Source organism: Glaciecola petra, from assembly GCF_031846345.1.
Taxonomy (GTDB): Bacteria; Pseudomonadota; Gammaproteobacteria; order Enterobacterales; family Alteromonadaceae; genus Glaciecola; species Glaciecola petra.
This window is the reverse complement of record NZ_JAVRHX010000003.1, coordinates 146,671-170,399: the sequence shown is the minus strand read 5'-3', so window position 1 is coordinate 170,399 and position 23,729 is coordinate 146,671. Positions and strand designations below refer to the sequence as shown.

General features: G+C 39.7%; 23 protein-coding genes. 12 read left to right on the top strand and 11 right to left on the bottom strand.

The features are described from left to right. Positions 1–64 precede the first annotated feature (64 nt). On the bottom strand, positions 65–1,291 hold the full coding sequence (locus tag RM552_RS11540; protein ID WP_311368997.1) for an S-methyl thiohydantoin desulfurase family protein: 1,227 nt from the start codon (positions 1,289–1,291) through the stop codon (positions 65–67). A gap of 411 nt (positions 1,292–1,702) precedes the next feature. Here RM552_RS11540 and RM552_RS11535 point away from each other — a divergent pair, with 411 nt between their 5' ends. From RM552_RS11535 to RM552_RS11495, 9 genes are all read left to right on the top strand, one after another. Beyond that, positions 1,703–2,284, top strand: a complete 582-nt coding sequence (locus tag RM552_RS11535) for a prepilin-type N-terminal cleavage/methylation domain-containing protein (RefSeq protein ID WP_311368996.1) — start codon at positions 1,703–1,705, stop codon at positions 2,282–2,284. Positions 2,285–2,311: 27 nt separating this feature from the next. Further along, on the top strand, positions 2,312–4,048 hold the full coding sequence (locus RM552_RS11530) for a GspE/PulE family protein (RefSeq protein WP_311368995.1): 1,737 nt from the start codon (positions 2,312–2,314) through the stop codon (positions 4,046–4,048). A 15-nt stretch (positions 4,049–4,063) separates the two neighbouring features. After that, positions 4,064–5,263 (top strand): type II secretion system F family protein, encoded by a 1,200-nt coding sequence (locus RM552_RS11525; RefSeq protein WP_311368994.1) that lies wholly within the window; start codon positions 4,064–4,066, stop codon positions 5,261–5,263. A gap of 129 nt (positions 5,264–5,392) precedes the next feature. Continuing rightward, a complete protein-coding gene (locus RM552_RS11520; RefSeq protein WP_311368993.1) occupies positions 5,393–6,169 on the top strand; it encodes a type II secretion system protein in 777 nt (258 codons plus the stop codon). Beyond that, positions 6,154–7,536 (top strand): hypothetical protein, encoded by a 1,383-nt coding sequence (locus tag RM552_RS11515; protein ID WP_311368992.1) that lies wholly within the window; start codon positions 6,154–6,156, stop codon positions 7,534–7,536. Before RM552_RS11520 ends, RM552_RS11515 begins: the two co-directional genes overlap by 16 nt. Beyond that, entirely contained in the window at positions 7,536–8,222 is a 687-nt protein-coding gene (locus tag RM552_RS11510; RefSeq protein WP_311368991.1) for a hypothetical protein, read from the top strand. Before RM552_RS11515 ends, RM552_RS11510 begins: the two co-directional genes overlap by 1 nt. Positions 8,223–8,262: 40 nt before the next feature. Continuing rightward, on the top strand, positions 8,263–8,778 hold the full coding sequence (locus RM552_RS11505; protein ID WP_311368990.1) for a hypothetical protein: 516 nt from the start codon (positions 8,263–8,265) through the stop codon (positions 8,776–8,778). A 5-nt stretch (positions 8,779–8,783) separates the two neighbouring features. Then, positions 8,784–10,388 carry a type II secretion system protein GspD gene (locus RM552_RS11500; RefSeq protein ID WP_311368989.1) on the top strand — a complete coding sequence of 535 codons (1,605 nt, stop codon included), beginning with the start codon at positions 8,784–8,786 and terminating at the stop codon, positions 10,386–10,388. Between the two features lie 16 nt (positions 10,389–10,404). Beyond that, positions 10,405–11,226 (top strand): tetratricopeptide repeat protein, encoded by an 822-nt coding sequence (locus RM552_RS11495; protein ID WP_311368988.1) that lies wholly within the window; start codon positions 10,405–10,407, stop codon positions 11,224–11,226. 16 nt (positions 11,227–11,242) lie between these two features. On the opposite strand, the gene RM552_RS11490 is transcribed toward RM552_RS11495, so the two are convergent. Further along, on the bottom strand, positions 11,243–11,668 hold the full coding sequence (locus RM552_RS11490; protein ID WP_311368987.1) for a nuclear transport factor 2 family protein: 426 nt from the start codon (positions 11,666–11,668) through the stop codon (positions 11,243–11,245). 188 nt (positions 11,669–11,856) lie between these two features. Here RM552_RS11490 and RM552_RS11485 point away from each other — a divergent pair, with 188 nt between their 5' ends. Beyond that, a complete protein-coding gene (locus tag RM552_RS11485; protein ID WP_311368986.1) occupies positions 11,857–12,639 on the top strand; it encodes a fasciclin domain-containing protein in 783 nt (260 codons plus the stop codon). A 126-nt stretch (positions 12,640–12,765) separates the two neighbouring features. On the opposite strand, the gene RM552_RS11480 is transcribed toward RM552_RS11485, so the two are convergent. Together RM552_RS11480 and RM552_RS11475 are read right to left on the bottom strand one after the other, a co-directional pair. Then, on the bottom strand, positions 12,766–13,218 hold the full coding sequence (locus RM552_RS11480; protein ID WP_311368985.1) for a hypothetical protein: 453 nt from the start codon (positions 13,216–13,218) through the stop codon (positions 12,766–12,768). A 152-nt stretch (positions 13,219–13,370) separates the two neighbouring features. Then, a complete protein-coding gene (locus tag RM552_RS11475; RefSeq protein WP_311368984.1) occupies positions 13,371–15,278 on the bottom strand; it encodes an EAL domain-containing protein in 1,908 nt (635 codons plus the stop codon). Between the two features lie 400 nt (positions 15,279–15,678). Between RM552_RS11475 and RM552_RS11470 the strand changes: the two genes are divergently transcribed. Beyond that, complete coding sequence (locus tag RM552_RS11470) at positions 15,679–16,314, top strand: hypothetical protein (RefSeq protein WP_311368983.1); 636 nt, start codon at positions 15,679–15,681, stop codon at positions 16,312–16,314. Positions 16,315–16,377: 63 nt separating this feature from the next. Here the strand turns inward: RM552_RS11470 and panC are convergent, their stop codons facing one another. The 7 genes from panC to sfsA all read right to left on the bottom strand — a co-directional run bounded on the left by panC (position 16,378) and on the right by sfsA (position 22,369). Then, the gene (gene panC, locus RM552_RS11465; RefSeq protein WP_311368982.1) at positions 16,378–17,226 is read right to left on the bottom strand and encodes a pantoate--beta-alanine ligase; all 849 of its coding nucleotides are present in this window, start codon (positions 17,224–17,226) and stop codon (positions 16,378–16,380) included. 15 nt (positions 17,227–17,241) lie between these two features. Next, positions 17,242–18,036: a 3-methyl-2-oxobutanoate hydroxymethyltransferase gene (panB, locus tag RM552_RS11460; RefSeq protein ID WP_311368981.1), complete on the bottom strand. Its 795-nt coding sequence runs from the start codon at positions 18,034–18,036 to the stop codon at positions 17,242–17,244. A gap of 44 nt (positions 18,037–18,080) precedes the next feature. Further along, the gene (gene folK / locus RM552_RS11455) at positions 18,081–18,599 is read right to left on the bottom strand and encodes a 2-amino-4-hydroxy-6-hydroxymethyldihydropteridine diphosphokinase (RefSeq protein ID WP_311368980.1); all 519 of its coding nucleotides are present in this window, start codon (positions 18,597–18,599) and stop codon (positions 18,081–18,083) included. Continuing rightward, the gene (gene pcnB, locus RM552_RS11450; protein WP_311368979.1) at positions 18,596–19,990 is read right to left on the bottom strand and encodes a polynucleotide adenylyltransferase PcnB; all 1,395 of its coding nucleotides are present in this window, start codon (positions 19,988–19,990) and stop codon (positions 18,596–18,598) included. Before pcnB ends, folK begins: the two co-directional genes overlap by 4 nt. A gap of 67 nt (positions 19,991–20,057) precedes the next feature. Next, positions 20,058–20,987: a tRNA glutamyl-Q(34) synthetase GluQRS gene (gene gluQRS / locus RM552_RS11445; RefSeq protein WP_311368978.1), complete on the bottom strand. Its 930-nt coding sequence runs from the start codon at positions 20,985–20,987 to the stop codon at positions 20,058–20,060. 7 nt (positions 20,988–20,994) lie between these two features. Then, the gene (gene dksA / locus RM552_RS11440; protein ID WP_311368977.1) at positions 20,995–21,438 is read right to left on the bottom strand and encodes an RNA polymerase-binding protein DksA; all 444 of its coding nucleotides are present in this window, start codon (positions 21,436–21,438) and stop codon (positions 20,995–20,997) included. Positions 21,439–21,628: 190 nt separating this feature from the next. Next, the gene (gene sfsA / locus RM552_RS11435; protein WP_311368976.1) at positions 21,629–22,369 is read right to left on the bottom strand and encodes a DNA/RNA nuclease SfsA; all 741 of its coding nucleotides are present in this window, start codon (positions 22,367–22,369) and stop codon (positions 21,629–21,631) included. A 73-nt stretch (positions 22,370–22,442) separates the two neighbouring features. On the opposite strand from sfsA, the gene pepB reads away from it, so the two are divergent. Continuing rightward, the gene (pepB, locus tag RM552_RS11430) at positions 22,443–23,729 is read left to right on the top strand and encodes an aminopeptidase PepB (protein WP_311368975.1); all 1,287 of its coding nucleotides are present in this window, start codon (positions 22,443–22,445) and stop codon (positions 23,727–23,729) included.

The following is a 23,729-nucleotide window of genomic DNA, read 5'->3' as shown; positions in this document are numbered from 1 at the left end:
CGATCATTTATAAAACTTGGCTGGCTTGTATATGATCAATCCTGCTATTGTTAGCTTTACTAGTTTAGGGAGCAGTTGTGACGGATTTTTCCTGAAGCTTTTCAATTGGAATAAAATCAAAGTCGAAACCAAAATGTCTAGGTCCAATTAGCTCTATCCCTTTTTTACTGCGCCATTGAGCAGGAGCGGGCACAGCAACTATGGCAACTTTTTCTCCTACCACATAACCACCATACCCTACGCCAAGAGTAGATTCTCCAGTTTCTGGATCGAGATTGTAAATATAGTCAGGTGCCATAACGTTTAGTTCGCCATCAAGCCAGCCTACAATGTTTTCGTTTTTCACAAACATTTTGTAATTTTGGCCTGAAAATTCGCCTGTTCCTTCAAATTCTGCATCTACCCAGTTAAAGCCTCTATCACCGTTTTCGGTTGATTTACTCACTACACCTTCAAATAATTTATAAGCCCCTGCAACATCAACAAGCGCGGCAATTGGGTCTTTGCCGTTTTCTCTTGCTTCCCGTACTGTTCGACCAAACAATTCAGCTTGTGAAATATTACCCGCTAGCACCCCGTTGCCTAATTGGCTCCCCGACATTGGTGTCATGCTAATCCATGCATCTCCAGCACTTGCTACGGCAATAGCGCGAGCAATATCTTCGACTCTATACTCATCGACAGCTTTGGCTATTATAATTTCATCTCCCCAGGGAGTAATAATAGCGGTTGGTACAGAGGAAATACCGTTTATCCAAGGAATAGATTGCTGAACTTCTGGTACAGCTCGTCCTGTGATACCACCATCTAATATTGGGATATTCATTTGGGCACTTAGTAGCAATGCAGTAGCTGTGGCGCCAGCGGCTTCCGATCGAACGAGAGCGGCTACATTTTGCTTGGAGTAACGCCTGAATAACTCAACAACACTTTTCCTTGGGTCGGCTATATTTTCTAAGCCTTGTTTTGTCGTTCTATCAATAACATACTGCCAAGGCCCACCACCACCAATACCCTGAACCGCAATTACCATATCTTCAGCGGGTATATCCTTTGCTTGAATAAGTGTGAAAATTTCTCCTGCAGCCAGCGCTTTTTTGATTTCAGCTATGGATTGACTGGGATCGCAGTTTCGTGTTGATTGAATGCAAGAGCCAACCAAAATATCAACCAAGTTTTGCTCACTCAGTGTGCGCACTTCGGGCTTGTCTTGACTAACCTTAGAGCAAGCAGCTATTGATATAATCAGAAAAAATGCGAATATCAAGTTTACAGATAGGGTATTTTTCATAAAGGCAACTATTAAACTCTTAAATATTAGTAATGGTTATTATTCTATTTGCTATAACCTAGTGAGCAGAAAGACTATCTGTTCCCTTCAGCCTAATCAAGCCTTATCCATTATGCAGTGAGGTTTAACTATCGATGGAAAGGCAGTTATCTATCGTTGAACAAACAATTTACCCCCCTGTTTTATGGCTTTGAGGTAAGGGGGTTCAGTTATTCTCGTATAATAAACAATACGCCTATATTTTCCGCAATACGCATATTTTCATAAAATCCGGCAATATCAACTTTGAAAGCAGTACGCAAGCGTCGGATTCTCGCATGAGTGGAAATTACCATGTTTTTTCATAGCGATTTCTCAACTTCGATTTTGCGGTATAACTGTATATCAAAACCCAAAATGAGGAAGTTCCAAATGAAGTATTTAAAAGCTAACAAAGGTTTTACCTTGGTTGAGATGATCGGTGTAATGGCGGTTATCGCAATACTGGCGGCAATCGCTGCCCCACGCGTTTTTGACGCAATACAAGACGCAAAAGTGACTAGTCTTGTACAACAAATTAACTCGTTTCAGACTGCTGCAACACAAATATACAAAGATACAGGACGTTTCCCAAGGTACCTGTCTACTAACACCAACGCATTTTACAATACCTTTATGAATAAAAATTCATTAAATACGGCAAATGCAGACATGCCTGGTTGGAATGGTCCTTATCTTGATAATATGCCTGCACACCCTATCACGCCTGGGGCAAGACAAGAAATTGTTAACACGAACAACAATGCATACATTTGTGATGCAGACGGCGATGGCACCAACGAGGGGCCATGGTTAACTTATCGTGTTGACGGTTTAGACCGAAAAGTAATGGAAAAAGTGAGTAATATTATAGATGGTGACGGTGGCACAACTAACTGGGCAACCACTGGTAAAGTTAAAGAGTATAATGGAAACAACGCTAGGATTATGGTTGTTTGTTTAGTCCGCACTTAAACTAACCTTATTGGCGCACTAGCTACTATGAATGATTTAGGGTTTGAAGCAAGCACAGACAGCACTTTTGAGGCACCTTCTAATCAAGGTGCCGCGTCAGCAAAAAAACTGCCACTTGGTGAGCGTTTGGTTGCTGAGGGTTATTTAACTCAAGAGCAGTTAGAACTTGCATTGAAAGTAAAATCTCGTAACGGGGGTTTTTTGGGCGAAGTGTTGGTCAAGCTTGGTTTTATTACCGACCAGGTATTGACCGATTATTTAGCCGCTGAAACAGACACCAAAGTTATTGACGTAAGCCAAATGGTGATCGACGACGACTTACTAAAATTGGTGCCTTACGAAGTAGCAGTAAAATTTAAACTATTGCCTGTAGGCATGAAAGATCGACAATTAACAGTGGCAATGGCAGATGCGTTCAATATTATCGCAATTGATGCCCTTGAAAAACAAACTCGATTGATTGTTGATGTCGTAAGTGCCTCGGAATCAGAAATTATTGAGGCAATTGAGCGAAACTATACTCAAAGCGCAACGATTGACGATACTATTTCCAGATTAATGGAGTCTGGTATTAAACCAACCGAAGAAGAGGGGGTTGATGGTGAATCTCCCATGGTTCGATTGGTGGATCAAATTATCGCGTTAGGCATTAAGCAAGGTGCAACCGATATTCATTTTGAACCGGAAGAAAAAATTCTTAGGGTAAGAATGAGAATAGACGGTATTGTGCGTCCAGAAGTATTGTTACCAAGCGATTTACGCCCGGCATTAACGGCTAGAGTAAAACTGATTTCGGGTATGAATGTTACCGAGAAAAGAGTTCCTCAAGATGGCAGGGCTCGCTTTCATTTTGGCAACCGAGATGTTGATTTACGTGTATCGGCATTGCCGACTAGCCAAGGTGAAAGTATCGTCATTAGAATACTAGAGTCGGCAGACAACCGACCTCAGTTTGCTAATTTAGGCTTACCGAAAGATCAGCAAGCGGCTGTTAAGAAGATTCTTGAGCAACCCTATGGCATGGTTTTAGTGACAGGCCCAACGGGTAGCGGTAAAACAACCACTTTATATGCAGGTTTGTCTGAAATAGATAGTATTCAAAGAACCATTTTCACCCTAGAGGATCCGGTTGAATACGCAATGCCACAAATTAGACAGACTCCTATCCGAGCGGATGTAGGTGTTACCTTTGCTTCGGGTTTACGCTCGCTATTACGACAAGACCCCGACGTTATTCTTGTGGGTGAGGTACGTGACCAAGAAACAGCTGAATTGGCCGTTCGAGCATCTATGACAGGTCACTTAGTGCTTTCTACACTGCATACAAATGATTCGATAGGTGCTATTCCAAGGCTTGTTGATATGGGCATTGAGCCGTACTTAATAGCGTCTTCATTGTCGGCGGTAATTGCCCAGCGTTTGTTAAGGAGCCTGTGCAATGATTGCAAAGAACCACATCTTCAAGCGCCTCAATTGTTAGACGATTTAGATTTATGTGACGAAATTGACAAAGGAGCTACTTATTACAAGGCTTCTGGATGTACATCTTGTGCAGGTACAGGGTACAAAGGTCGAGTGGCAATATATGAAATTCTTATCATAGATGAGGATTTTCATGAGCCTATCGTGTCTAGAGCAAATACAAGTATTCTTTCAGCGCTATTTAAATCTAAAGGCTTTAATAACATGCTAGAAGACGGCATTTTAAAGGCCGCGCAAGGTCTTACGAGTATCGACGAGGTGCTACGTGTTGTCAAAACATAACAGTTTATACTACTAATGCCTGAATATAATTACAAAGCAGTTGACCAAAATGGAAAGCAACATAGTGCTTCTTGCTATGCGCTTGATGAAACAAGTTTAGAGGGAGAACTAAAGGAAAAGGGATATTGGTTAATTGACGCAACAAAAACGAAAAAAAATCGCAAGAATACAAAAGTAAAAGTTACTCGGCCAATGTTGATTGAGTTTTGTATCTCAATGTCAGCAATGTTGGGATCAGGCATAGGTATTGTAGAGGCTATTCAATCAGTATTAGAAGAATCTGACAACGAAGGATTTCAAACGGTACTTAGAGACATTGCAGATAACATTACCGCTGGTAATACGCTGGTAAGTGCTCTTGAGCAGTACCCTTCTGTTTTCCCCGAACAAATGTGTAATTTAATTAACGCAGCTGAATACAGTGGAAATTTAGTAGAAGCCTTCAAAGAAATCTCAGATTATTTGCAATGGACAGAAAGCTTAGTAAAAGACGTAAAGCAAGTCAGTCTTTACCCAACCATTGTATTAATCGTTGTTGGCATTTTTATTTTGGTATTATTCACCTTTGTTGTACCAAAATTTACCGAATTACTAATGAGTGTAAATGTTCCCCTCCCACTTATTACTCAAGTTGTGATTGGTATTAGCGATACGGTGCAAGCATATTGGTATCTATTTTTATTAATGCCATTTTGCTTGTTTAAATGCAGTCAATTTTGTATTCGTCGTTTTAGTCACCTAGCGCTGTTTGCCGATCGGGTAAAACTCAAGCTCCCAATCTTTGGCGAAGTAATTAAAATGCTATGTCTCTCAAGATTTACACATAACATGGCTATACTCACGCGTTCTGGCATACCCATTTTACAAAGCTTATCACTGTGCCGAAACCTAGTGGGAAACAGAGTCATCTCAGATGCGATACTAGAGGCACAATCGGCAGTTAACCAAGGCCGCACAATGACTGAGGTCTTTAAGAGTTATGCTGTATTCCCGCCAACGCTGCTGCGAATGATGGTAATAGGCGAAGAAACTGGTTCGTTGGAACGTTCATTAAATCACATCTCCGACAGATATGACGATGAAATACCGAGAAAAATTAAAAAAATAATGGGCATCATGGAACCAATGATTATGGTAATGCTAATAGGTATTGTAGGTACTGTCGTAGTGGCAATCTTTATGCCATTGATGAGCTTAATGGGGAGCGTAGGTTAACTTTATTTGTACTTATTTTAAGTACAAGGCTTAGTTAAAGAAAAACGTGAATAAACCGATATAGACAATGATAAAGACGGGTTCACAACATACTGAATAATATAAATTTTTGGATCAAAGGTAGCAAAAATGAAGGTTTTTTATAACTCTAAAGGGTTTACCTTAATCGAATTAATTGGGGTGATGGCCATAATCGCCATCCTAGCGGCGACAATTGCACCTAGTGTTATTCGTGATATTGATAGATCGCTTGGTGAAGTGGAACAAGCCCAATTACGAAATCTTGCAGCTGACCTAGAAACCTATATTAGTATCAACAAAAGCATCCCAGCAGCTGCAAATTGGGCAACTTTGATAGCCAGTATGAGCTCGTTACCTGTTAACCGCGTAGCGCAAAACGAGCGTTTGCATAATCGTGCTTATTATGTTGATCCCAGGTTTTTTTCAAATACCGATACTAATTTCAGTCAATATTCTCAATCAAATGGTTTATCAAGCCGGCCGGTATCACCACGTATTATTATTGCATCAAATATAAAAGGCAGTTTGCCAGCTAATCTGAATAACTCTACGAATTTTAATGCTGTATGGAATCAAACAAGTGGCGCACCAATATTAGAAAGCCAAGATGTAAAAATTCAGCGGGTTAATCTGCAGGGGTTTTTTCATAGAGTGTTGCTGACAAATAGTAATGTCACAGATTCTCCGGGATATCGTTTGGAAACCGGAGTCACACAATCTGTTAGTTCAACAAACACAGAGATTTTTGTTTTAAAAGATACAAAACTCAGCCTTATAGAGGCACCGTTTACTAATAACATAGTTGCACAAGCTTTATTAGTGACCGATGCCAGCAGTTTTGCTTTTACTGATGACAGCGGGAGTTGGCAATGGCAGAACTTATAAGTGCTAAATATGGCATAAGTTGGATATATGATGAGTGCGTAATCTCCAAGTTTGTGCGCAATAAACTCGTTGATTCGTGGTCATCAGATTCTGCAATAAACACGTTTGAAGATTTGGAAACGTGTTTAGTACAAGCAAAAAAACACTTCAAAATATCAAATTATTCAAAAGTGTCGGTGGTTTTTAGTTCGGAAGAACTCACTCATACATTTGTTGAAATGCCGCCGATGTCAAAACAAAACACTAAACGATATCTTGCTAGAAATATTGACAAAGAAAAGAGCTTTACTGACGAAGCCGAATGGAGTTATAACAAAGTGTCAAAGGGCGCATTTACTGAGGGTGCTCTCGTAAATATTATGCCCAGACAAACATATAAAAAGATAATCGACGTTTGTTATAAGCACAAACTTGAGGTTGTCAAAATTGTGCCTTTTACTGAAATAATGGGCCAAAGGGTATCAAAATTAAACGACGATGAAAATGGAATAACGGTCGTTGTGAGTGTATTTAAGCATAGAATTGAAATAGCCGTATTGAACGCTTTGGGAGAAATATTTTTCGTCAGAGACTTGAGTATTGAATGGGACCGATTCCAACCTGAAAGACTAAAGTTAGACATTGAAAGGACACTTCTTTATACCAAACAGCAAAATGCGGTCGCCAGTCAAATTGTGATTATGGGTATACGAGCCTTTGAAGTTGCTGCTTTTCTTGAGAAAGATTTCAAAATTCCCGTTCAAGCCGATGAGTTGTCGACAGAAGTGAGTTTTTGGGCTCATCAGGTACAGTCAATTTCAACTCGTTCTACCAATAACTTTATTCGTTCATCTATAATCGCGACCTTAACGCAAAAGAGTGTTTTGAACGTTGGAGCATGGACAGCAATTGCGTCGGTATTTATAGCGGTAGCGGTTACCCTTGCTATTAAATCAATGCAATTAGAGGGCAGTACTCACTTGCAAAATCAGTTGAGCAACATAGAGCTAGAGCTAGAATCTTTGCAGCGCCAATATAGTGAAATAGAAAAACAAAACCAACTCATAGAGAGGTTGCTTGAACAACCAGAGCCTATTCCTGCATGGTTTCTTTATAACTTAAGTAACCAAGTGCCCAATTCAATGGTACTGAGCTTGGCTGCCATCGAACTGAATGATAAGGCGTGGAAATTTGTTCTAGAAGGGGCGAATAAGCCTACCTTGAGTTCTTCTATTCATCAACTACAGGCGCTCGAAGGTGAACTCATTAGCCCGCCTTGGAATGCCACGGTGAACCCAAGTTGGCGAACTGTTTGGCTCGAAAATTTAAAGCAAGGTAAAGCTTATGACAATGGGGCTATCGCATTTACGATGGAGGGGCACTTATAATGGCTACTGAAACATTAAACTTAGCAAGTAACGATTTTGACACTTTGGAAACATCGGTAGAGGCCAAGACAAGTAAACAAAAAAAGCCATCGAATAAATCAACGCCATCTGCAAATAAAAATTTAATCTATTTGATTCTTATTTCGATAGCGGTTGTGGTGTCTACGTATTGGACACATTCAGTACTTACCAATAAACAGACTAGCTTAGAATACAAACAAGCTCTTTTGCAGCAAATTAATGCAATAGAGCTTGAAAAAACCATGTTGGTGGAAAAACTTGCAGCGTATAGTCAAGAGGATGCTTCTACACAAAGAATGGGCGCAGAAACTACGGTATTTAGTGGTTATCTTGAATTAGCCGATTGGCTCTATTCCTTAAGTGCATTAGGTGCGCAAAACGGTATGAGAATGGAATATGAGTTATATGATACCAAACAAGATATTACATTAGGCGATGTTCAAGTAGTGCCAATGGAGATACGCATTATTTCTACAGTTACGCAAAATAATGAATCTAACTTCAATAAGTTTATCAGCTTTATACAAGTCCTAGTAAGTGATGATAAATACAAAAAATTTACCGCGGCGAGCATTGAAAAACAAGGTCAAGACGGCGCACAAATGTCGCTAAAGATCGAAGTAAGAAAACGGGAAGACACGCTAGTTGTAAATAAATCGTCATAAATTTCAATGTTGGTATCATTCTTGAAAGTAGCGATTCACTATGAAAAAAATACTAAACAATCCATTTTTTGTTGCCGCGTTAGCGATATGTGCTTTGGCGTACGTTGGCTACATGCTTGTACCTTTGTTTCTTGATGATGAAATAACCGGTGATGGATACTATGTGCCTGAAGATATTGAAGATCCGATGGCCCTCAGTGAGAGCACTAGTGATGCGGTTTCGCGGATTGACACGCAATCAATCCAAATAGACTGGTTTACCCAACCCATTCGAGACCCTTTTACCACCTTTACTGCCGAAACCTTAGATTTTCATAATGGCGATGAGAGTCATTCGTCACAAGAAAGTGCACTCACACAAGTAATAGAATTCCCAGAGCTAAGTGCAATAATAATAAATAAAAACAATAGATTAGCGATGTTTGACCGAAAAATTTATAGCGTCGGGGACAACGTAAAATCATTTAAAATAATAAGTATTGAACCAGACTATGTTGAAATTAGTGGTGAAGTAGGTTCGAAACGTTTAATGCTAAAAAACCAAATAGGTGAATAACTAACATGAACCTGAAAACATCGAGGAAAATTGTTATCGCAGTATCAATTATTGCGGCAACAGCTTGCCAGTCATCACAAAGACCTGCTGAAGAAGCGGTAAAACCGGCAAAGAATGTCCCTATTGAACTACCAACTTTTGAGCAACAAGAGACAAAGGTTGCAGCTCCTCTGCCTATCATTCCTGTCGAAAATCGTATGATGTTCCCTGACAGTTCTTTTCTTCTGCCTGAAGAAGAGGAAGATGAGCTTTATAGTTTTGTCGCGGAAAACATAGAAATAAGAGATGCCCTGCAGATTTTTAGTCGAGCCTATGGTTTAAATATTGTATCTGACAGTGACGTTTATGGCATTGTCACTGTCGAGTTTAACGATTTAAGTTTAAAACAAGCCATGTCGGCCATGTTATCTAGCCTTGGGTTACATTGGGAAAAGAAAGATAATTTAATTGAAGTAAAACGTTGGCATACCCGTACATTTACGATTGATTATTTACGTTTGATACGCAGTGGACAAGGCACTAGTAGCGCTAATGTTAGCTCATCGGTTTCTTCTTCTGGTAGTTCAGGCGGTGGAAGCAGTGGCGGAAGTGGTGGTTCAGGAGGGCAAAGCAGTGAAGACGGTACCTTTGAACTTAAGCAATCAGATAGTGTTGAATTTTGGGACGAATTGACAGAGCAGCTTGTGTCGATGGTATCTGAAGACGGTCGAATTGCTATCAACAGGATGTCAGGAACCATACAAATTACAGATTCTGTTAATAGAGTAAAGCAGATGGAAAACTACCTTGGCAACATTTCGCGTGCTATTCATAGACAAGTTGAAATAGATGTGCGCATTGTCGAGGTAGAATTAAACGAAGACTACAGTTTGGGCGTTGATTGGTCTCTCATTAGCAGTGGAAGCGCAAATCAAACGCAAGGAACCGCTGGAATAAATAATATTATTAATCAGCCATTGGGTGGTTTTGGCGCGCTTTTACCGAGTGTTTCGTTAAACATTTTTGAGTCTGAACGACGAATAAATTTTGATGCGCTTATTTCTGCTCTAAATGAACAAGGTGAAGTAAGTGTGGTTTCAAAACCCAAAATACGCACAATGAATAATCAGCCGGCCATGATAAAAGTGGGTACTGACCGTACTTTCTTTATTCGCACAGTGACGACCGATACTTCAACAGCAGGAAGTACCAGTTTAATTGAAGATACTCCCTTGGTTGTTACCGAAGGTATAGTCATGGCATTAACGCCACAAATTTCATCATCGGGTTGGATCATGATGGATATTTCACCGGTAATTTCGCGTGTGACTAGCGTGGAAAGAGTGGTTGATAACAACGGGAACACTACGTCGAGTTCGCCCAACTTAGATATACGCCAAACTTCGTCCTTAGTAAGAATGGAAAACGGCAATACAGTGGTTATTGGTGGTCTGATCCAAACCACTGATACTGATACTAACAGAGAAGTACCAGGACTCGCTAAAGTGCCCCTTATTGGTAATTTATTTAAGGGAGATTATGAAGTATCTCGTCGCAAAGAATTATTGATATTTCTCACCGCAAACTTGGTGGATAGTACTCCATCAGAGTTTGTCTACGAGAGTAACTAACGTTGACGGGAACATCATGAAATACTTTATTTTATTGTTAATTGGACTGTTGCCGTTAACTACGTTGTCACAAGAAATTGATATTTCTGTGAATACTGAAGGCATTGTTGCTACGGATGATGGTGCACAAGAAAGCGATTCTGACTCTGCAAAGGAAACGAAGCCTATAGTTGATCAAAGTGTGCCGAGCGTTGCATTTGTGCCAAAGCATGCCTTAGAAAAATTTAATCAACGAGACAAAAGCACAGCTATAGATTTAGAGGTCGATAAACTTTATCGACGAGCTCATGCTCAACAAACTGAAGGCTCAATAGGGCTCGCCATTCAGACCTATTACAAAATAATCAGCAAAAATCCAGACTACGAAAAGGCACGTATATCGCTTGCTCAAGTACTTGCAGTAAAAGGGGATTATTCAGCCATTATTTCTGTACTCATGCCAGCAACTGAAAACAAACATAGTCACTGGTCTGCTTGGTATTGGCTAGGTGTTGCCTTCATGAAGCAAGGGAAATTTGAAATGGCTATTCAAGCAACGGAAGAGGCACTTTCGCGAAATGTGGAAAGTGTTGACCTTTGGTTATTGCGAGCATTAATTGAACAAGAGACGGACGACCATCATTCGGCTTTACAACTTTTGTCAGCCGCCGAACATCTTGCGCCTAATCATCCCAATATTGTGTTAAACAAAGCTATTTCTAACGAGGCAATTGGTCAAATAAACTTAGCTTTAGTCAACTATTCAAATTATTTAAGGCTAGTAAAGGGAACAAGTAATAGAGCGATACCAAACAAAGTTGTATTGGATAGAATTGCTCGCTTAAGAACGTTTAATTAGTGTCTGTCCAGAAGCATTAAATACTGGGGTAGTAATAAACCCTTCGAATCAGCTTATCTTGTAATTCGTAAACGGTTAATGAGCTTTGTGATTGTTGTTGATTAGCATCGTCTAACCAAGAGGCCGTTTCAGTGACGGCAACAAAATTACCGTTTATGCTCCAGTCTCGTAAACTACCTTTGGGTAAATCAGGACTTAAAAACCATTTTTCTAAAGCACTAACCAACTCATCCTTACCTTTCGTTTCAACTGAGATTTTAGACCCTGAAACACTCAACCATTCTATGTCAGGATGCATTAGTGTCGCCATTTTAGCTAAATCTTTGGCATTCCAAGCCGCTGAATAAGCGCTAATGATGGATGCTTGTTCTTTGGGATTGGCATCGCTAGGAGCTGCAAAAATAGCAATTAATAAGCCGACAAAAATTATTAGCTTTTTCATAATCAAACCTTGTTAGACATAAATAGTAGTATTGACTTTATACCGCTATCGCCTAACAGACCAGTTTTAAATTAGTAAACAATGGAACGAGTATGAAATTTATGTAATTTAACATCCAAAACTAGTAATTTTTAGTTCAAAAGTTATCACGAGTAACTATTTATTCGGATATCAATTGAGGATACGACATGAAAAACCTTCTTTTACAATCTTTTAGCGGAATAATCATTTTGTTAATGGCCGCAACACTGTTTGCACATGATCATAAAAATAATGAAGAACCGGGTAATATTGTTCAAACCGCGGCCAGCGCAGGTCAATTTGAAACATTACTGGCGGCAGCTAAAGCGGCCGGACTGGTGCCTGCATTAAGCGGTGATGGTCCATTAACTGTTTTTGCGCCAACTGATGAAGCATTTGGTGCTTTACCTGCAGGTACTATAAAAGCCTTATTAAAACCACAAAATCGCGACAAGCTGGCGCGCATTTTAACTTATCATGTGGTATCTGGACAAATAGCTAGCGATGCACTCGCCGACGAAGTATCTTTAAAAACGTTAGCGGGCCCTAGCGTTTTATTTACTCAATCTGAACAGGGGTTTACAATAGAAGGAGCCCGAATTGTTGCAACAGATATTGCTGCGTCTAATGGCATTGTGCATGTAATTGATAGAGTGATTATGCCGCCACAGCAAATGAGTCGAGCAGATGCTGAACAAATGATTATGTCGGCAATTAGCAAAGGTGTGCCCATGTTTAACCACGGTAACCCGCAAGCTACAGCGGAGATTTACAAGATGACGGCAGAAACACTGATGGAAAATGCTATTTTGAGGCCAGCAGAGCGAGACCGTCTAATGAAAGCACTCGCTGATAATGCAGGTTCTGATTCAGCCGAAGAAATTGCATGGAAACTGCGTTATGCACTAGACGATGTAATCGCTTCAATGGGAGCAGACATTAGTATGTAGTTTGCCATTCTAGCCGAGAAGCTTATTTTTCGTTGTCTAAGTGTCAGCATATTTTACAAATAAACGCGGTGATTGCGCAGGTATGAACGTAACCCTTTAAAAAAAGCCATCCAATTGGATGGCTTTTTATTTTGCACGCAAATAAGCTTGTTCGGTTTGCTTTAATTCAGTAAAAACTTGCCTCATTCTATCGTTTGTTTTTATCAACAACTTGAGTTGCTCAAATACGGCTTTATCTCGCGCAGCTGATAGTTTATCTTTTTCTTTAGTTGTTTTTATTTGCTGCTCCCAAGTAAACTGCGTTTGACACCTTGATGTCTTGACTCCAGACCTCTGGAAGCATCTGAAGTGTAAACTTTGATCTGGCGTATGTTTATTAAATAGTTGCATCAATTCATGTCGTAGATCACTGAGTTTATTACGCAGAATATGGCGATTATCTTCAGAGTTATTATGTAAAGTTGGCTGACGTGTTATAGATGCTAACCTTGAATTTGTATTGTCTTGTGTTTCTAGTTTTGTATATATCGAGGCATGCAATAATTGCAGCACTAACAGGCATAGTGTCATATGTAACATGAGTTGAATCCTTTCAAATCAAAATATTATTTGATTAAAGACTAACTCAGTTAAATGCACTATATAACTGGCTATTGATATAGTTAAGGTACAAAATTAAATAGTGTTAATTTGTAGGTGAAAACAACACCGGTATAGGGAGGGGGTATTCCTTAATGTTTGCTGGGAGCAACTAACAATTCGGGCCTATTCAAATAAAAGCCTTGTGCATAGTCTACTCCGGCTTGCTCAAGTAAATCTAACTCAGCTTGTGTTTCGACAAATTCAGCTACGGTCTCAATTGACATCTCCCGAGCGAGCGCAACAATCGATTTGATAATGGCCAAATTGGAAGCTTTGTTGGGTAAGTCTTGTACAAAAGTACCATCTATTTTAATTGTACTCACTTTCATATCTGCTATGTAAGCGTATGAAGACATGCCAGTGCCAAAATCATCTAGTACAACCTTACAGCCAAATTGTTGAAGACATTGAATTACCAATTTAGCAGAGTCGATATTGCTAATGGCGTCAGATTCGGTAATCTCAAAGCTTAGCCGACTTAAATCAATATCCACATTTTGAAAGGTCGATTTAAAAAATTTCACAAATGAGCTATCAGAAAGCGTTTGACCAGACAAATTGATTGAATAACTAAAATGGTCATCAGGATGCTCAGTTAAGTAGACAAGTAGCTCAGTGATTACATACTTATCAACATTTTTAATTAATTTGAATCGCTCTGCGGTTTTTAGAAAAAGGCCCGGTGATTCATATTCGCCTTTTTTATTCTTTAGTCTTAGTAGTACTTCATAGTAAACATCACTACTTTTCTTTTGAATAGGATAAATACCTTGAAAGAACAATACTGCATCTTTATTTTCTAGAATGTTAGTGATCTGATGCACCATTCTTAATTGTTTCTGCAACCAAGCAATACCACCGTCCTTTTTATTAAAATCTACTAGTGTGCTGTTGGAGTCTTGTTTTGCCACTTGCAGACCCACATACAAATCATTTAAAACACTTTCAACTGACTCTTTTGGTTTTGAATTTACTCGGTATGAAATAACGGAGCATTTTAAAGACACACTAATATCACTCCATTGGAATTTAAAGTTTTCTATTTGCTTCGCAATTTGGTTAAGTTTGTCTATAGCTTCGCTGTGCGGCAAAAAAATGATCACTGCTGTTAAATCAGCGCCGATACTAAACACCTTACCATTTTGTTTTATGAGATCATTTATCAAGATGCCTATCTTTTTCAAATACTCATCGCCACCGAGATTACCACAAGTTTCATTGATTATTTTGAACTCGTCGATATCAATGATGGCTATTGTTGCATCCCGTTTTACTTTTAAGCAATCGTTAACACTTTCAATAAAATAATTGCGATTAGACAGCCCAGTTACCTTGTGAGTTAACGATAAATTTAACAATCTAGCCGTTAAACGCCCTAAAATTAAGCACAAAAGACCTTGTATAGCAAAAAATGCTATTCCCAGTTTAACTTTTGTGTCGTAGAGTTCTGTATTGAAGGTAATTTGTAGGTGCTCCAATTCAAATTCTAACTGTTTAGACAGTTCAATTAATAGTTGATCAGGCTTCCTGTCTATTCCACGCACTGTTTTATCTGCAAGCTTGGCATCAAATTGATTACTAACGAAAACATCTAGAGCATTCTGATATTGAATAAGTAAGTCTTTGTGCTGTTGTTTAAAGTCGGTAGCGTAATTTAATATGCTAGAACCAGCATTAAGACTGGCGATCAATTCATTGGTTTTTTGTTGCGTCAAATCGTGATGAAAACTGAATGATAGATAGTATTTTTCGAGCAGACTTTGATCGTCGCCGCGTAACAAAATGTTTTTCCACTCCTGAACTTGTAGCTTAAATGTATATTGAACATCTAGTGCTAAGTTTTCAATTTGATGGAGATCGCGAATTTTTTGGTCGTAATCTTCTTGAGCGTTTTGCATCAATGAAACGATGGCAAATGTCACCGTAATTATGATAATGCTTGTGATAAAGACGCCAGTAAAGAAAATCGTTCTTCGACGGGTTGCAAAATCAGTCAAATGCGATCCTACTGATTTGAATTATATGAGTATTAATATTATCGACCTTTTATATCTTTTATACAGTTTTTATAATACTAATATTAAAGTTTTATTAACGTCATTGAATTTATTGGGTTTTATTGAAAATTAACCTAGTTTTCACCGCGATAACAAATCTCACTTCAAGATAATTAACAAAGAAATAACATTAAATAAATCGACGATGGTGTGCCGAATGAGATCGCAAGCGCCAAATGCAATTATCCAAACATTTAACCATTGGCATTTATGGAGATTTATAACAACGAATAAACGCCAATACCTTGATTAGCCAATAAGTGATTTAGCCTAAGTTCATTATAATTTCAGTTATTAGACGTTATCACTATTTGGGTGATAAAAAATATAGGTGATAAAAATGCTAGCTAGACTATTGTGTACGGGTATCGTACTTTTGTTTTCTTCATTTGTGAGTCATGCAACCATAATTGAAGTGAGTCAAGGCGGGAATGTGCTTGGCACTATCAGGGCATTTAATGGAACTGAATCTGCACTGCAAAACTGGAATCGAAACGCCAATCCCAATATTGGTCCAGGTGGGATTGCTCGTGCTAGCCAGCTATTTTTTTACAGCAATCCTATCGATGGTGTTACTTTTAATTTTTTATCAGACCGAGCAAATAGTAATTCTTCAGGTGGCTTAAGCTTATTAGCAACGGTTGATTCTACGGGAGATCCATTTGCCCTTTATGGTGATGATGGTTTCCATGAATTTTATGAAACAACAAACAATGATGTATTCAAAGGTAACTGGAATTGGATTAGTTGTTGCACAGATGGCGGGATTATTGGAGGACTAAATGGTAAGTGGTCGATTGATGTTGAAATAACGCGAATCACTAACGTCAATCAGTTTTTAATCCAAGGCTTGGATAACACTATTGTCTACGATCAGTCACAATCAGTAAGCTTTAGAAATGTGAGTACACCAGCCTCCATTACATTAGTGATATTCGCATTAGGATTATTGGCTTATAAAGGTCTGAAAAGGTAACCAAGCGTATAGTTGAACAAAGCGTGGATGTCTATGAGACAAGATATAAGGCTTGAATATTATTTATATCTGCAATTGTAAATTGTCGATAAGCCGAGTTTTCCCTAAAAACGCAGCAGCAAGAATAACCAATTGTTTGTCTTCATGGCCCACCTGCATGAGGGTTTCTGCACTTCTTAATTCGATGTAGTCAGGCTTAAAGCCAGCTTTTGCTAAGTTAGACTTTGTTACAGAAATGAGTGCCGAAAAGTCGCGTCGCCCACTTAAAATGGCATCGCCAAGTTTCTTTATCTCTTGATAAAGCATAGGGGCAAGTGTTCTTTGTTCTTGAGTTAAATAAACATTTCGAGAACTCATGGCAAGGCCGTCTTTTTCGCGTTCTGTGGGCACACCATGAATCGTTAAGTTCATTGATAAGTCGGTCACCATGGCCTTGATAACTTGTAGTTGTTGAAAATCTTTTTCACCAAAATAAGCTTTATTTGGTTGCACCATATTAAACAATTTACATACTATAGTTGCAACGCCTCTAAAATGCCCTGGTCGACTCGCGCCACAAATCATATACGAAAAACCAGGCACTTCTACAAAGGTTTGTTGTTCTAAACCTCGGCTGTATATGTCTTCCACTTTTGGCATAAACAACACATCTACCCCTAAGGCTTGCAGAGCATTCTTGTCAGCTTCTAGGGTTTTAGGGTAGGCATCTAAGTCTTCATCAGGGCCAAACTGCATCGGATTAACAAAAATGGAAACCACAACTTTGCTAGCATTTTTTGATGCTTCGGAGACGAGTTTAAGATGACCATTGTGCAAATTACCCATGGTCGGCACAAAAGCGATGGTTTCATTGTCTTGTTTCCAATCGCGTCTTAACGCTCTTAATTTGTCTATGTCGTCAATAAGCTGCATAGCGCGTTCCTACTACTAATCAAAACTGTGTTCGGGACCTGGGAATTTTTTCGTTTGAACTTCATCAATATACTGTTTAACACTTGCCTGAATATCGCCTGTTTCTGCTAAATAGTTCTTAGAAAATTTGGGCATATAATTAGCGCTTATGCCAAGCATATCATGCATCACTAATATCTGACCGTCGGTGTCGCAACCTGCACCAATGCCTATGACGGGGATGCTTAAAGCATCACTAATGAGTTTAGCAAGTGAAGAAGGTACACATTCAAGTACTAACAGCTGCACACCTGCTTCTTCGAGGGCTAGTGCCGCTGTTAGCATTGCATCAGCTTGACTTTGTTCTCTCCCTTGTACTTTAAATCCACCTAAAACATGCACCGATTGAGGCGTTAAACCTAAATGCCCGCATACGGGCACACTTCTTTCCACCAGACCTGAAATCGTCTCTAACAACCATTCACCGCCTTCCACCTTGACCATGCTAGCGCCAGCTCGCATTAACTTCGCAGCATTGTTATAGGCTTGCTTAGGGCTGGCATAAGACATAAAAGGCATATCTGCGATAACAAAACTTCGTTTTGCCCCCGTTCTTACCGATTTTGTATGATAAGCAATATCGTCTATAGTCACGGCGAGCGTGTCATTTGCACCATGCAAAACCATGCCTAAAGAATCACCAATTAGCAAAACATCTATACCTAGGTCATCAAACAATTGGGCAAAACTAGCGTCATAAGCAGTTAGTGCTGTAATTTTTTGTTTGTCTGTTTTCATTCGCAGAAGGCTGGCAACATTTACTTTTTTCATCGCACTGTAATTCCTAAAACATCCTAAAACGGTTAATTGTATATCTATGCAGCTATAGAAGAATAGTCGATTTTAGTCGACAATCGACGCAATCCACTAAGGCTGCATTTTGCTACCCAAGTTGCTAAATTTCTACCATCCTGCATCAGCATATCAGGTGCTAATTCAAATAAAGGCACTAACACAAATTCTCTATGTACCATATCATAATGGGGTAAAGTTAAGCGGTCATTGCTCATGGTAATATTATTAAATATTAAGATATCTAAATCGAGCGTTCGCGGGCCCCATTGTTCACCTTCACGTTTGCGGCCATGTTCGTTTTCGATAAGTTGTAAAGCATCAAGTAACTCAATTGGCGTTAATGAGGTAGTTATTTTGCAGACCGCATTGACAAATTCTGGCTGATCTTTGGGTCCCATTGGTTCGCTTGCATATAAATGAGAGCAGGCTTGTATGCAAATTTGCGCATGCTTATGAATGCTCGAAAGGGCCGACAGCAACTGCGCACTAGGGTCGTTTAAATTACTACCCAAACCAACATATGCAACATCCGACATCATGTCTTAGGTTTCCTTTTACGTCTTCGTCGTGGCGACTTGTTAGGTAAAGCTGCCACCCACTTTTGCTTTTCGTTATCAGGAATTTTTTGAAAATCTGTCCACCACTGTGCTATTTCAAGTAATTCACCACCTTCAGTTTGTCCTCTCAATAAGAGGAAGTCATATGCAGCACGGAACCTTGGATGCGTAATAAGTTGCAAGCAACGTTTGCCTTGCCTTTTTTGCAAACGTAATTGTAATGTCCACATTTCGCGCACTGGAATGCTAAAACGTTTTGGGATCATTATTCTGCGACTTTGGCGGAACATAATATCTGCACTCGCTAAATTAAGTGCATCGTGCATTGGCATGCTCGATTCGAACATTAACGCTTGCGTTTTTTCTTCCATTGGATACCACAAAAAGGTCGCATACAGAAACGCGGGGGTGATGCGCTGATCATTGTTAATGCGGTTGTCGGTATTTTTAAGCATCCGTAAAACAAGCTGATATTCTTTACTATTTTCATCGCTAAGTAAGTCCGCTAATAAGGGGAACAACTGTGCGAGTAGTTTATGCTTCACCAAACTCTCAAACGTTACTACACCATAACCGCTTAATAATAGCTTATTGGTTTCTTCAAATAGTCTAGCCGCGGGAATATTGGCTAATAGGTGAGCGTTCTCTTTTATACTCTTAGATAGAGAATCTGGCAATTTCATATTTAGTTTAGCGGCAAAACGAATGGCTCTGATCATGCGCACCGGATCTTCTCTAAATCGAATATCACTCGGGCCAATCATTTCTATTTGACGCTCTTTAATTGCCGTCATACCATTTGCAAAATCAAGAATGCTTTCGTCGCTTACATCAAAATACATTGCGTTAAATGTAAAGTCTCTACGCGCCGCGTCTTCTTCAATAGAACCAAATATATTATCTCTTAATAACTGACCATCTTGACTCGTTTTTGATTTTTTATCGGCCTTTATTTTTGCGCTATATTTTTGTTCTCTTGGGCTTAGTTTTCTTCGCGTCGAATCGATTGGATCATCTGTAATTTCCGGCTTAGTTTCGCTTTGATCTTCCTCTTCTTTATGATGGCCTCTAAATGTTGCAACCTCTATAATCTCGCGTCCAAAGGTAATATGTGCCAATCGAAAACGCCTACCAATTAAACGACAATTCCTGAAGCAGGCTTTAATCTGTTCGGGTGTTGCATTTGTTACCACGTCGAAGTCTTTTGGGTCTTGCCCCATTAGTTTATCTCTAACACACCCTCCTACAGCATAGGCTTTGTAGTTATGAGATATTAAGGTTTTTAAAACTTTCAGTGTGTTTGGACTTAAGTCTTGACAGCGCATAGCATGACTCGACGAAGGAATGACTTCGGGATAGAGTTTGTCAGGCATTTGGGTTATTTGCTGAAGGCTATTGTTATTCACTTGTACATTGTCACTAAGTTAAAGACCGTTATTATTAAGCATTGTTATTGAGTATTGGTTCATCAGACATAGAGTATACGCCATTTGTAATTGAAATAAGTAATTCAGTTTGTTTTGGCAGCATTTCTAAATGCCAGTTTTTAATTGCCCACCCTACCATGCTATGCACGGTAGTCAAATTAGCTTGTTTGTGAATTGGAATACCCAAGTAACACAAAGCTAATTTAATGTTTTCTAAAGCCCGGCTATCGTCTATTGCTGGAGAATGGTGCTGCTTAGATAATTTTTGTTTTGGCGCTTGCACCACAACTGGCATATGTCCGTATTCAGGAATGTGAGCTTGCATTGCTTGAAATAAAGACAAGTGAACTGGGGTCATCGAAAGGAGATCATTGCCCCTCAAGATATGGCTTACTTGTTGTTCAATGTCGTCGGCAACCACCACTAAATGATAGGCAAAAATACCATCTGCTCTTTTAACAACAAAATCTTCATTGGCAATGCCATCTTCAATATTTTGCGAGCCTAAAATAAAATCATCAAATTGATTGTTCGTTTGGTCATGTTTAAAACGGATGGCTCGATCTAAAAACGTCAGTTGTAAATGCCGGCAATGTTGGTCGTAAAATTGACTACGCGCTTTAATCTGCTTACGGCTGCACGCACAAGCGTAGATGTCGTGTTGCAGCGATAGTTTATCCAAAACACTTTGGTAATAGTCAAGTCTATCGCTTTGATAAGTAACTTTCTCATCCCAATCAAGGCCATGAGCATGCAATGAGTCAAGAATAACTTTACTCATTGCGCTGTCTATTCGGGGGGTGTCGATATCTTCAATACGCACTAGCCATTTGCCATTATGCTGGCGTGCATGCAAAAAACTAGCAAACGCACAAAGCAAAGAACCAAAATGAAGGGGTCCAGAAGGAGAGGGAGCAAAACGGCCTATATAAGAATGAGCCAAGCCCTAATTATCCCTGTAACTGCTTCTCTTTTATTTCAGCCATGGTTTTACAGTCAATGCATAAATCTGCTGTTGGCCGAGCTTCTAGTCTCTTAATACCAACCTCTATGCCACAAGAATCACAAAAGCCAAAATCATCTTCTTCAATGCGTTTTAGGGTTTTTTCGATTTTTTTGATTAACTTGCGTTCACGATCTCGTGTGCGTAATTCCAAAGAAAATTCTTCTTCTTGAGCCGCTCTATCTACGGGGTCGGGGAAGTTAGCCGCTTCATCTTGCATATGATGAACGGTTCTATCCACTTCTTGACGTAACTGATTACGCCATGCAGCAAGAATTTTCTTAAAATGTTCTAGCTGATTTTCATTCATGTACTCTTCGCCGGCTTTCTCCTCATAGGGAGCGAGTTCAGCGAGTGCTAATAATCCGACAGACTTATTGGTGTTTGGCATTGGGCCAGTCTCCTAAATTCGAACTTTGCCTTATTGATGATTAATGTGACAGCTAACACCATCAATCATTTTTGTTAAGCGCATCATTCTTTAAAATGTGATTAACTATTCAATTAAATAGCTTTCACTGATGCCTAATATTTTACGAGGACGGTAATATGGTGATTTTTTTGAAAAAAGCAATCTTTTTTTAAAAAATAATGGGTATGCGATTTGATAACCTTATGCCGTTAAGGTCTAGTTCGCATCCATAACATAGTAATTCTACACCCTTGTCCACAGCAAACTTAACTGCCTTAGCATAATCTGGATCGATGCTCTCGGCAATCTTAAAATGTGTAATGTTTTCTCGCATCACGCAAAACAATAAAACAGCCTTATGGTTTTGTTGCGCTAATTGGGCTAACTCATAGCAGTGTTTTTGTCCGCGCTTGGTTACCGTATCAGGGAACATTGCGGTTGTTTGTTCGGCTAAAGTGGCTGACTTTACTTCTAAATAACAATCAACAAAGCCGTCTTCTTTTAACAAAAAATCAATGCGGCTATTGTTCACTTTTTGCTCTGGTATAACTTGCCCATAAAGACTTAATTCGGCAATTGAATGGTTTTCAAGAGCAGCCTCAACCACTCTATTGGCGTTTGTTGTATTGACGCAAATTTTATGACCATGTTCGTCGGTAGCATATTCCCATGTGTAGGCGTATTTTCGTTTTGGGTTTGCAGACTTGCTTAAATAAACGGTGCTGTGCTGATCTTGACACCCTGTCATAGCACCCGTGTTTGGGCAATGCACAGTCATTTGGTCACGCTCTACTTTATTTAACGCAGTATTTTGTGCCTGTAGTTCAGGTAAAAAATAAACGTCAGCTAAAAAGCGCTTATAACGTTTTATCAGTTTTGCGGCAGTTAAGGGTGCTGAAAATTCATGCATTTGTTATGCTTAAGCCTTAGATTGTTTTTATCTTAATAATTTGCCTTCCTTAGCATATCACCATGGAGTCAATATGACATTTTTTGCGCTCGAAGTTACTGAAGCGGCAGCACCTGCACCATACAAAGAGTCGAGTTTAGTCTCTTACACTAGTACAGGGGCAAGTATTCATTTATGCACTAGCAATACAAAACGAGATGGCTGGGTGCGCAGTCTTCAAAAAGCAACTCGTAAAATAGCGGGTCTTGGCGAGAACAACATTCTATTTGAAGGTGTTTGGACAAATGAACAACAAATAGTGTTTGTTCAAAGCTATTGCGGGGTAAGTTTTAATAGCGATTTTAAGTGGGCCAAAGATAGTGACGAAAAAACACTGGATAACTACTTGCAAGCGCTATTGTTTACTCGTGATCTGGTCAATCAAACACCAGAAGAAATGAGTCCAGAGTCCTTAGCTGACCAAGCTGAAAAATGGTTAACATCGCTAGATAGTGACAACGTAAAAGCGCGCCGTTGGACGGGTGAAGAATTGAAAGATGCTGGATGGATGGGAATTTATGAAGTAGGTCGTGGAAGCACTCGCCCGCCTGTGCTTTTAGAAATTGACATTAACCCTCACAAGAGTGCAAAGCCTGAATGCGCGTTAGTGGGCAAGGGAATAACATTTGATAGTGGCGGATATAGTATCAAGTCGAGCGAAGGAATGCTCGATATGAAGTGCGATATGGGCGGAGCAGCCACCCTCACCGGGGCTTTAGGTTTGGCAATAATGCAAGGTTTAGATAAGCGCGTGAAGCTTTTCCTATGTTGTGCAGAAAACCTGATCAGTGGTCATGCTTATAAACTTGGTGATTTAATACATTATAAAAATGGCGTATCGGCAGAAATAGTGAATACCGATGCTGAGGGGCGATTGGTGTTGGCCGATGGGCTTATGGCTGCGACTGAATCGGGTGCTAGTTTAATTATAGATGCGGCTACTTTGACAGGTGCGGCTGTAATGGCGGTTGGGAGGGAGTATAACGCTGTGTTTAGTCTACATGAACAAGCCCAGCAAGATTTGCTGAGTACCGCTAAAGCAGTCAACGAACCGTTTTGGCCATTGCCGTTAGAACTTTGGCATCAAGACCAATGTCCATCTCCATTTGCACACACAGCTAATAGTCGTCCACAAAAAGGCGGCGGAGCGGGTGGCGCCTCCAATGCGGCTGGGTTTTTAGCGCGATTTGTGGGTCATGAAAAAAGCGAATGGTTACATTTGGATTTGGCTGCAGCTTATAATCGAAACGGCACAGAATTGATGCCGCCTGGCGGAACAGCAATTGGTATTAGAACAGTGGCATCAATGCTCACTGATTAA

Coding starts and splice junctions, on each gene's coding strand:
- RM552_RS11540 (WP_311368997.1), bottom strand. CDS start 1,291: ATGAAAAATACCCTATCTGTAAACTTGATATTCGCATTTTTTCTGATT.
- RM552_RS11535 (WP_311368996.1), top strand. CDS start 1,703: ATGAAGTATTTAAAAGCTAACAAAGGTTTTACCTTGGTTGAGATGATC.
- RM552_RS11530 (WP_311368995.1), top strand. CDS start 2,312: ATGAATGATTTAGGGTTTGAAGCAAGCACAGACAGCACTTTTGAGGCA.
- RM552_RS11525 (WP_311368994.1), top strand. CDS start 4,064: ATGCCTGAATATAATTACAAAGCAGTTGACCAAAATGGAAAGCAACAT.
- RM552_RS11520 (WP_311368993.1), top strand. CDS start 5,393: ATGAAGGTTTTTTATAACTCTAAAGGGTTTACCTTAATCGAATTAATT.
- RM552_RS11515 (WP_311368992.1), top strand. CDS start 6,154: ATGGCAGAACTTATAAGTGCTAAATATGGCATAAGTTGGATATATGAT.
- RM552_RS11510 (WP_311368991.1), top strand. CDS start 7,536: ATGGCTACTGAAACATTAAACTTAGCAAGTAACGATTTTGACACTTTG.
- RM552_RS11505 (WP_311368990.1), top strand. CDS start 8,263: ATGAAAAAAATACTAAACAATCCATTTTTTGTTGCCGCGTTAGCGATA.
- RM552_RS11500 (WP_311368989.1), top strand. CDS start 8,784: ATGAACCTGAAAACATCGAGGAAAATTGTTATCGCAGTATCAATTATT.
- RM552_RS11495 (WP_311368988.1), top strand. CDS start 10,405: ATGAAATACTTTATTTTATTGTTAATTGGACTGTTGCCGTTAACTACG.
- RM552_RS11490 (WP_311368987.1), bottom strand. CDS start 11,668: ATGAAAAAGCTAATAATTTTTGTCGGCTTATTAATTGCTATTTTTGCA.
- RM552_RS11485 (WP_311368986.1), top strand. CDS start 11,857: ATGAAAAACCTTCTTTTACAATCTTTTAGCGGAATAATCATTTTGTTA.
- RM552_RS11480 (WP_311368985.1), bottom strand. CDS start 13,218: ATGTTACATATGACACTATGCCTGTTAGTGCTGCAATTATTGCATGCC.
- RM552_RS11470 (WP_311368983.1), top strand. CDS start 15,679: ATGCTAGCTAGACTATTGTGTACGGGTATCGTACTTTTGTTTTCTTCA.
- panC (WP_311368982.1), bottom strand. CDS start 17,226: ATGCAGCTTATTGACGACATAGACAAATTAAGAGCGTTAAGACGCGAT.
- panB (WP_311368981.1), bottom strand. CDS start 18,036: ATGAAAAAAGTAAATGTTGCCAGCCTTCTGCGAATGAAAACAGACAAA.
- folK (WP_311368980.1), bottom strand. CDS start 18,599: ATGATGTCGGATGTTGCATATGTTGGTTTGGGTAGTAATTTAAACGAC.
- pcnB (WP_311368979.1), bottom strand. CDS start 19,990: ATGCCTGACAAACTCTATCCCGAAGTCATTCCTTCGTCGAGTCATGCT.
- dksA (WP_311368977.1), bottom strand. CDS start 21,438: ATGCCAAACACCAATAAGTCTGTCGGATTATTAGCACTCGCTGAACTC.
- sfsA (WP_311368976.1), bottom strand. CDS start 22,369: ATGCATGAATTTTCAGCACCCTTAACTGCCGCAAAACTGATAAAACGT.
- pepB (WP_311368975.1), top strand. CDS start 22,443: ATGACATTTTTTGCGCTCGAAGTTACTGAAGCGGCAGCACCTGCACCA.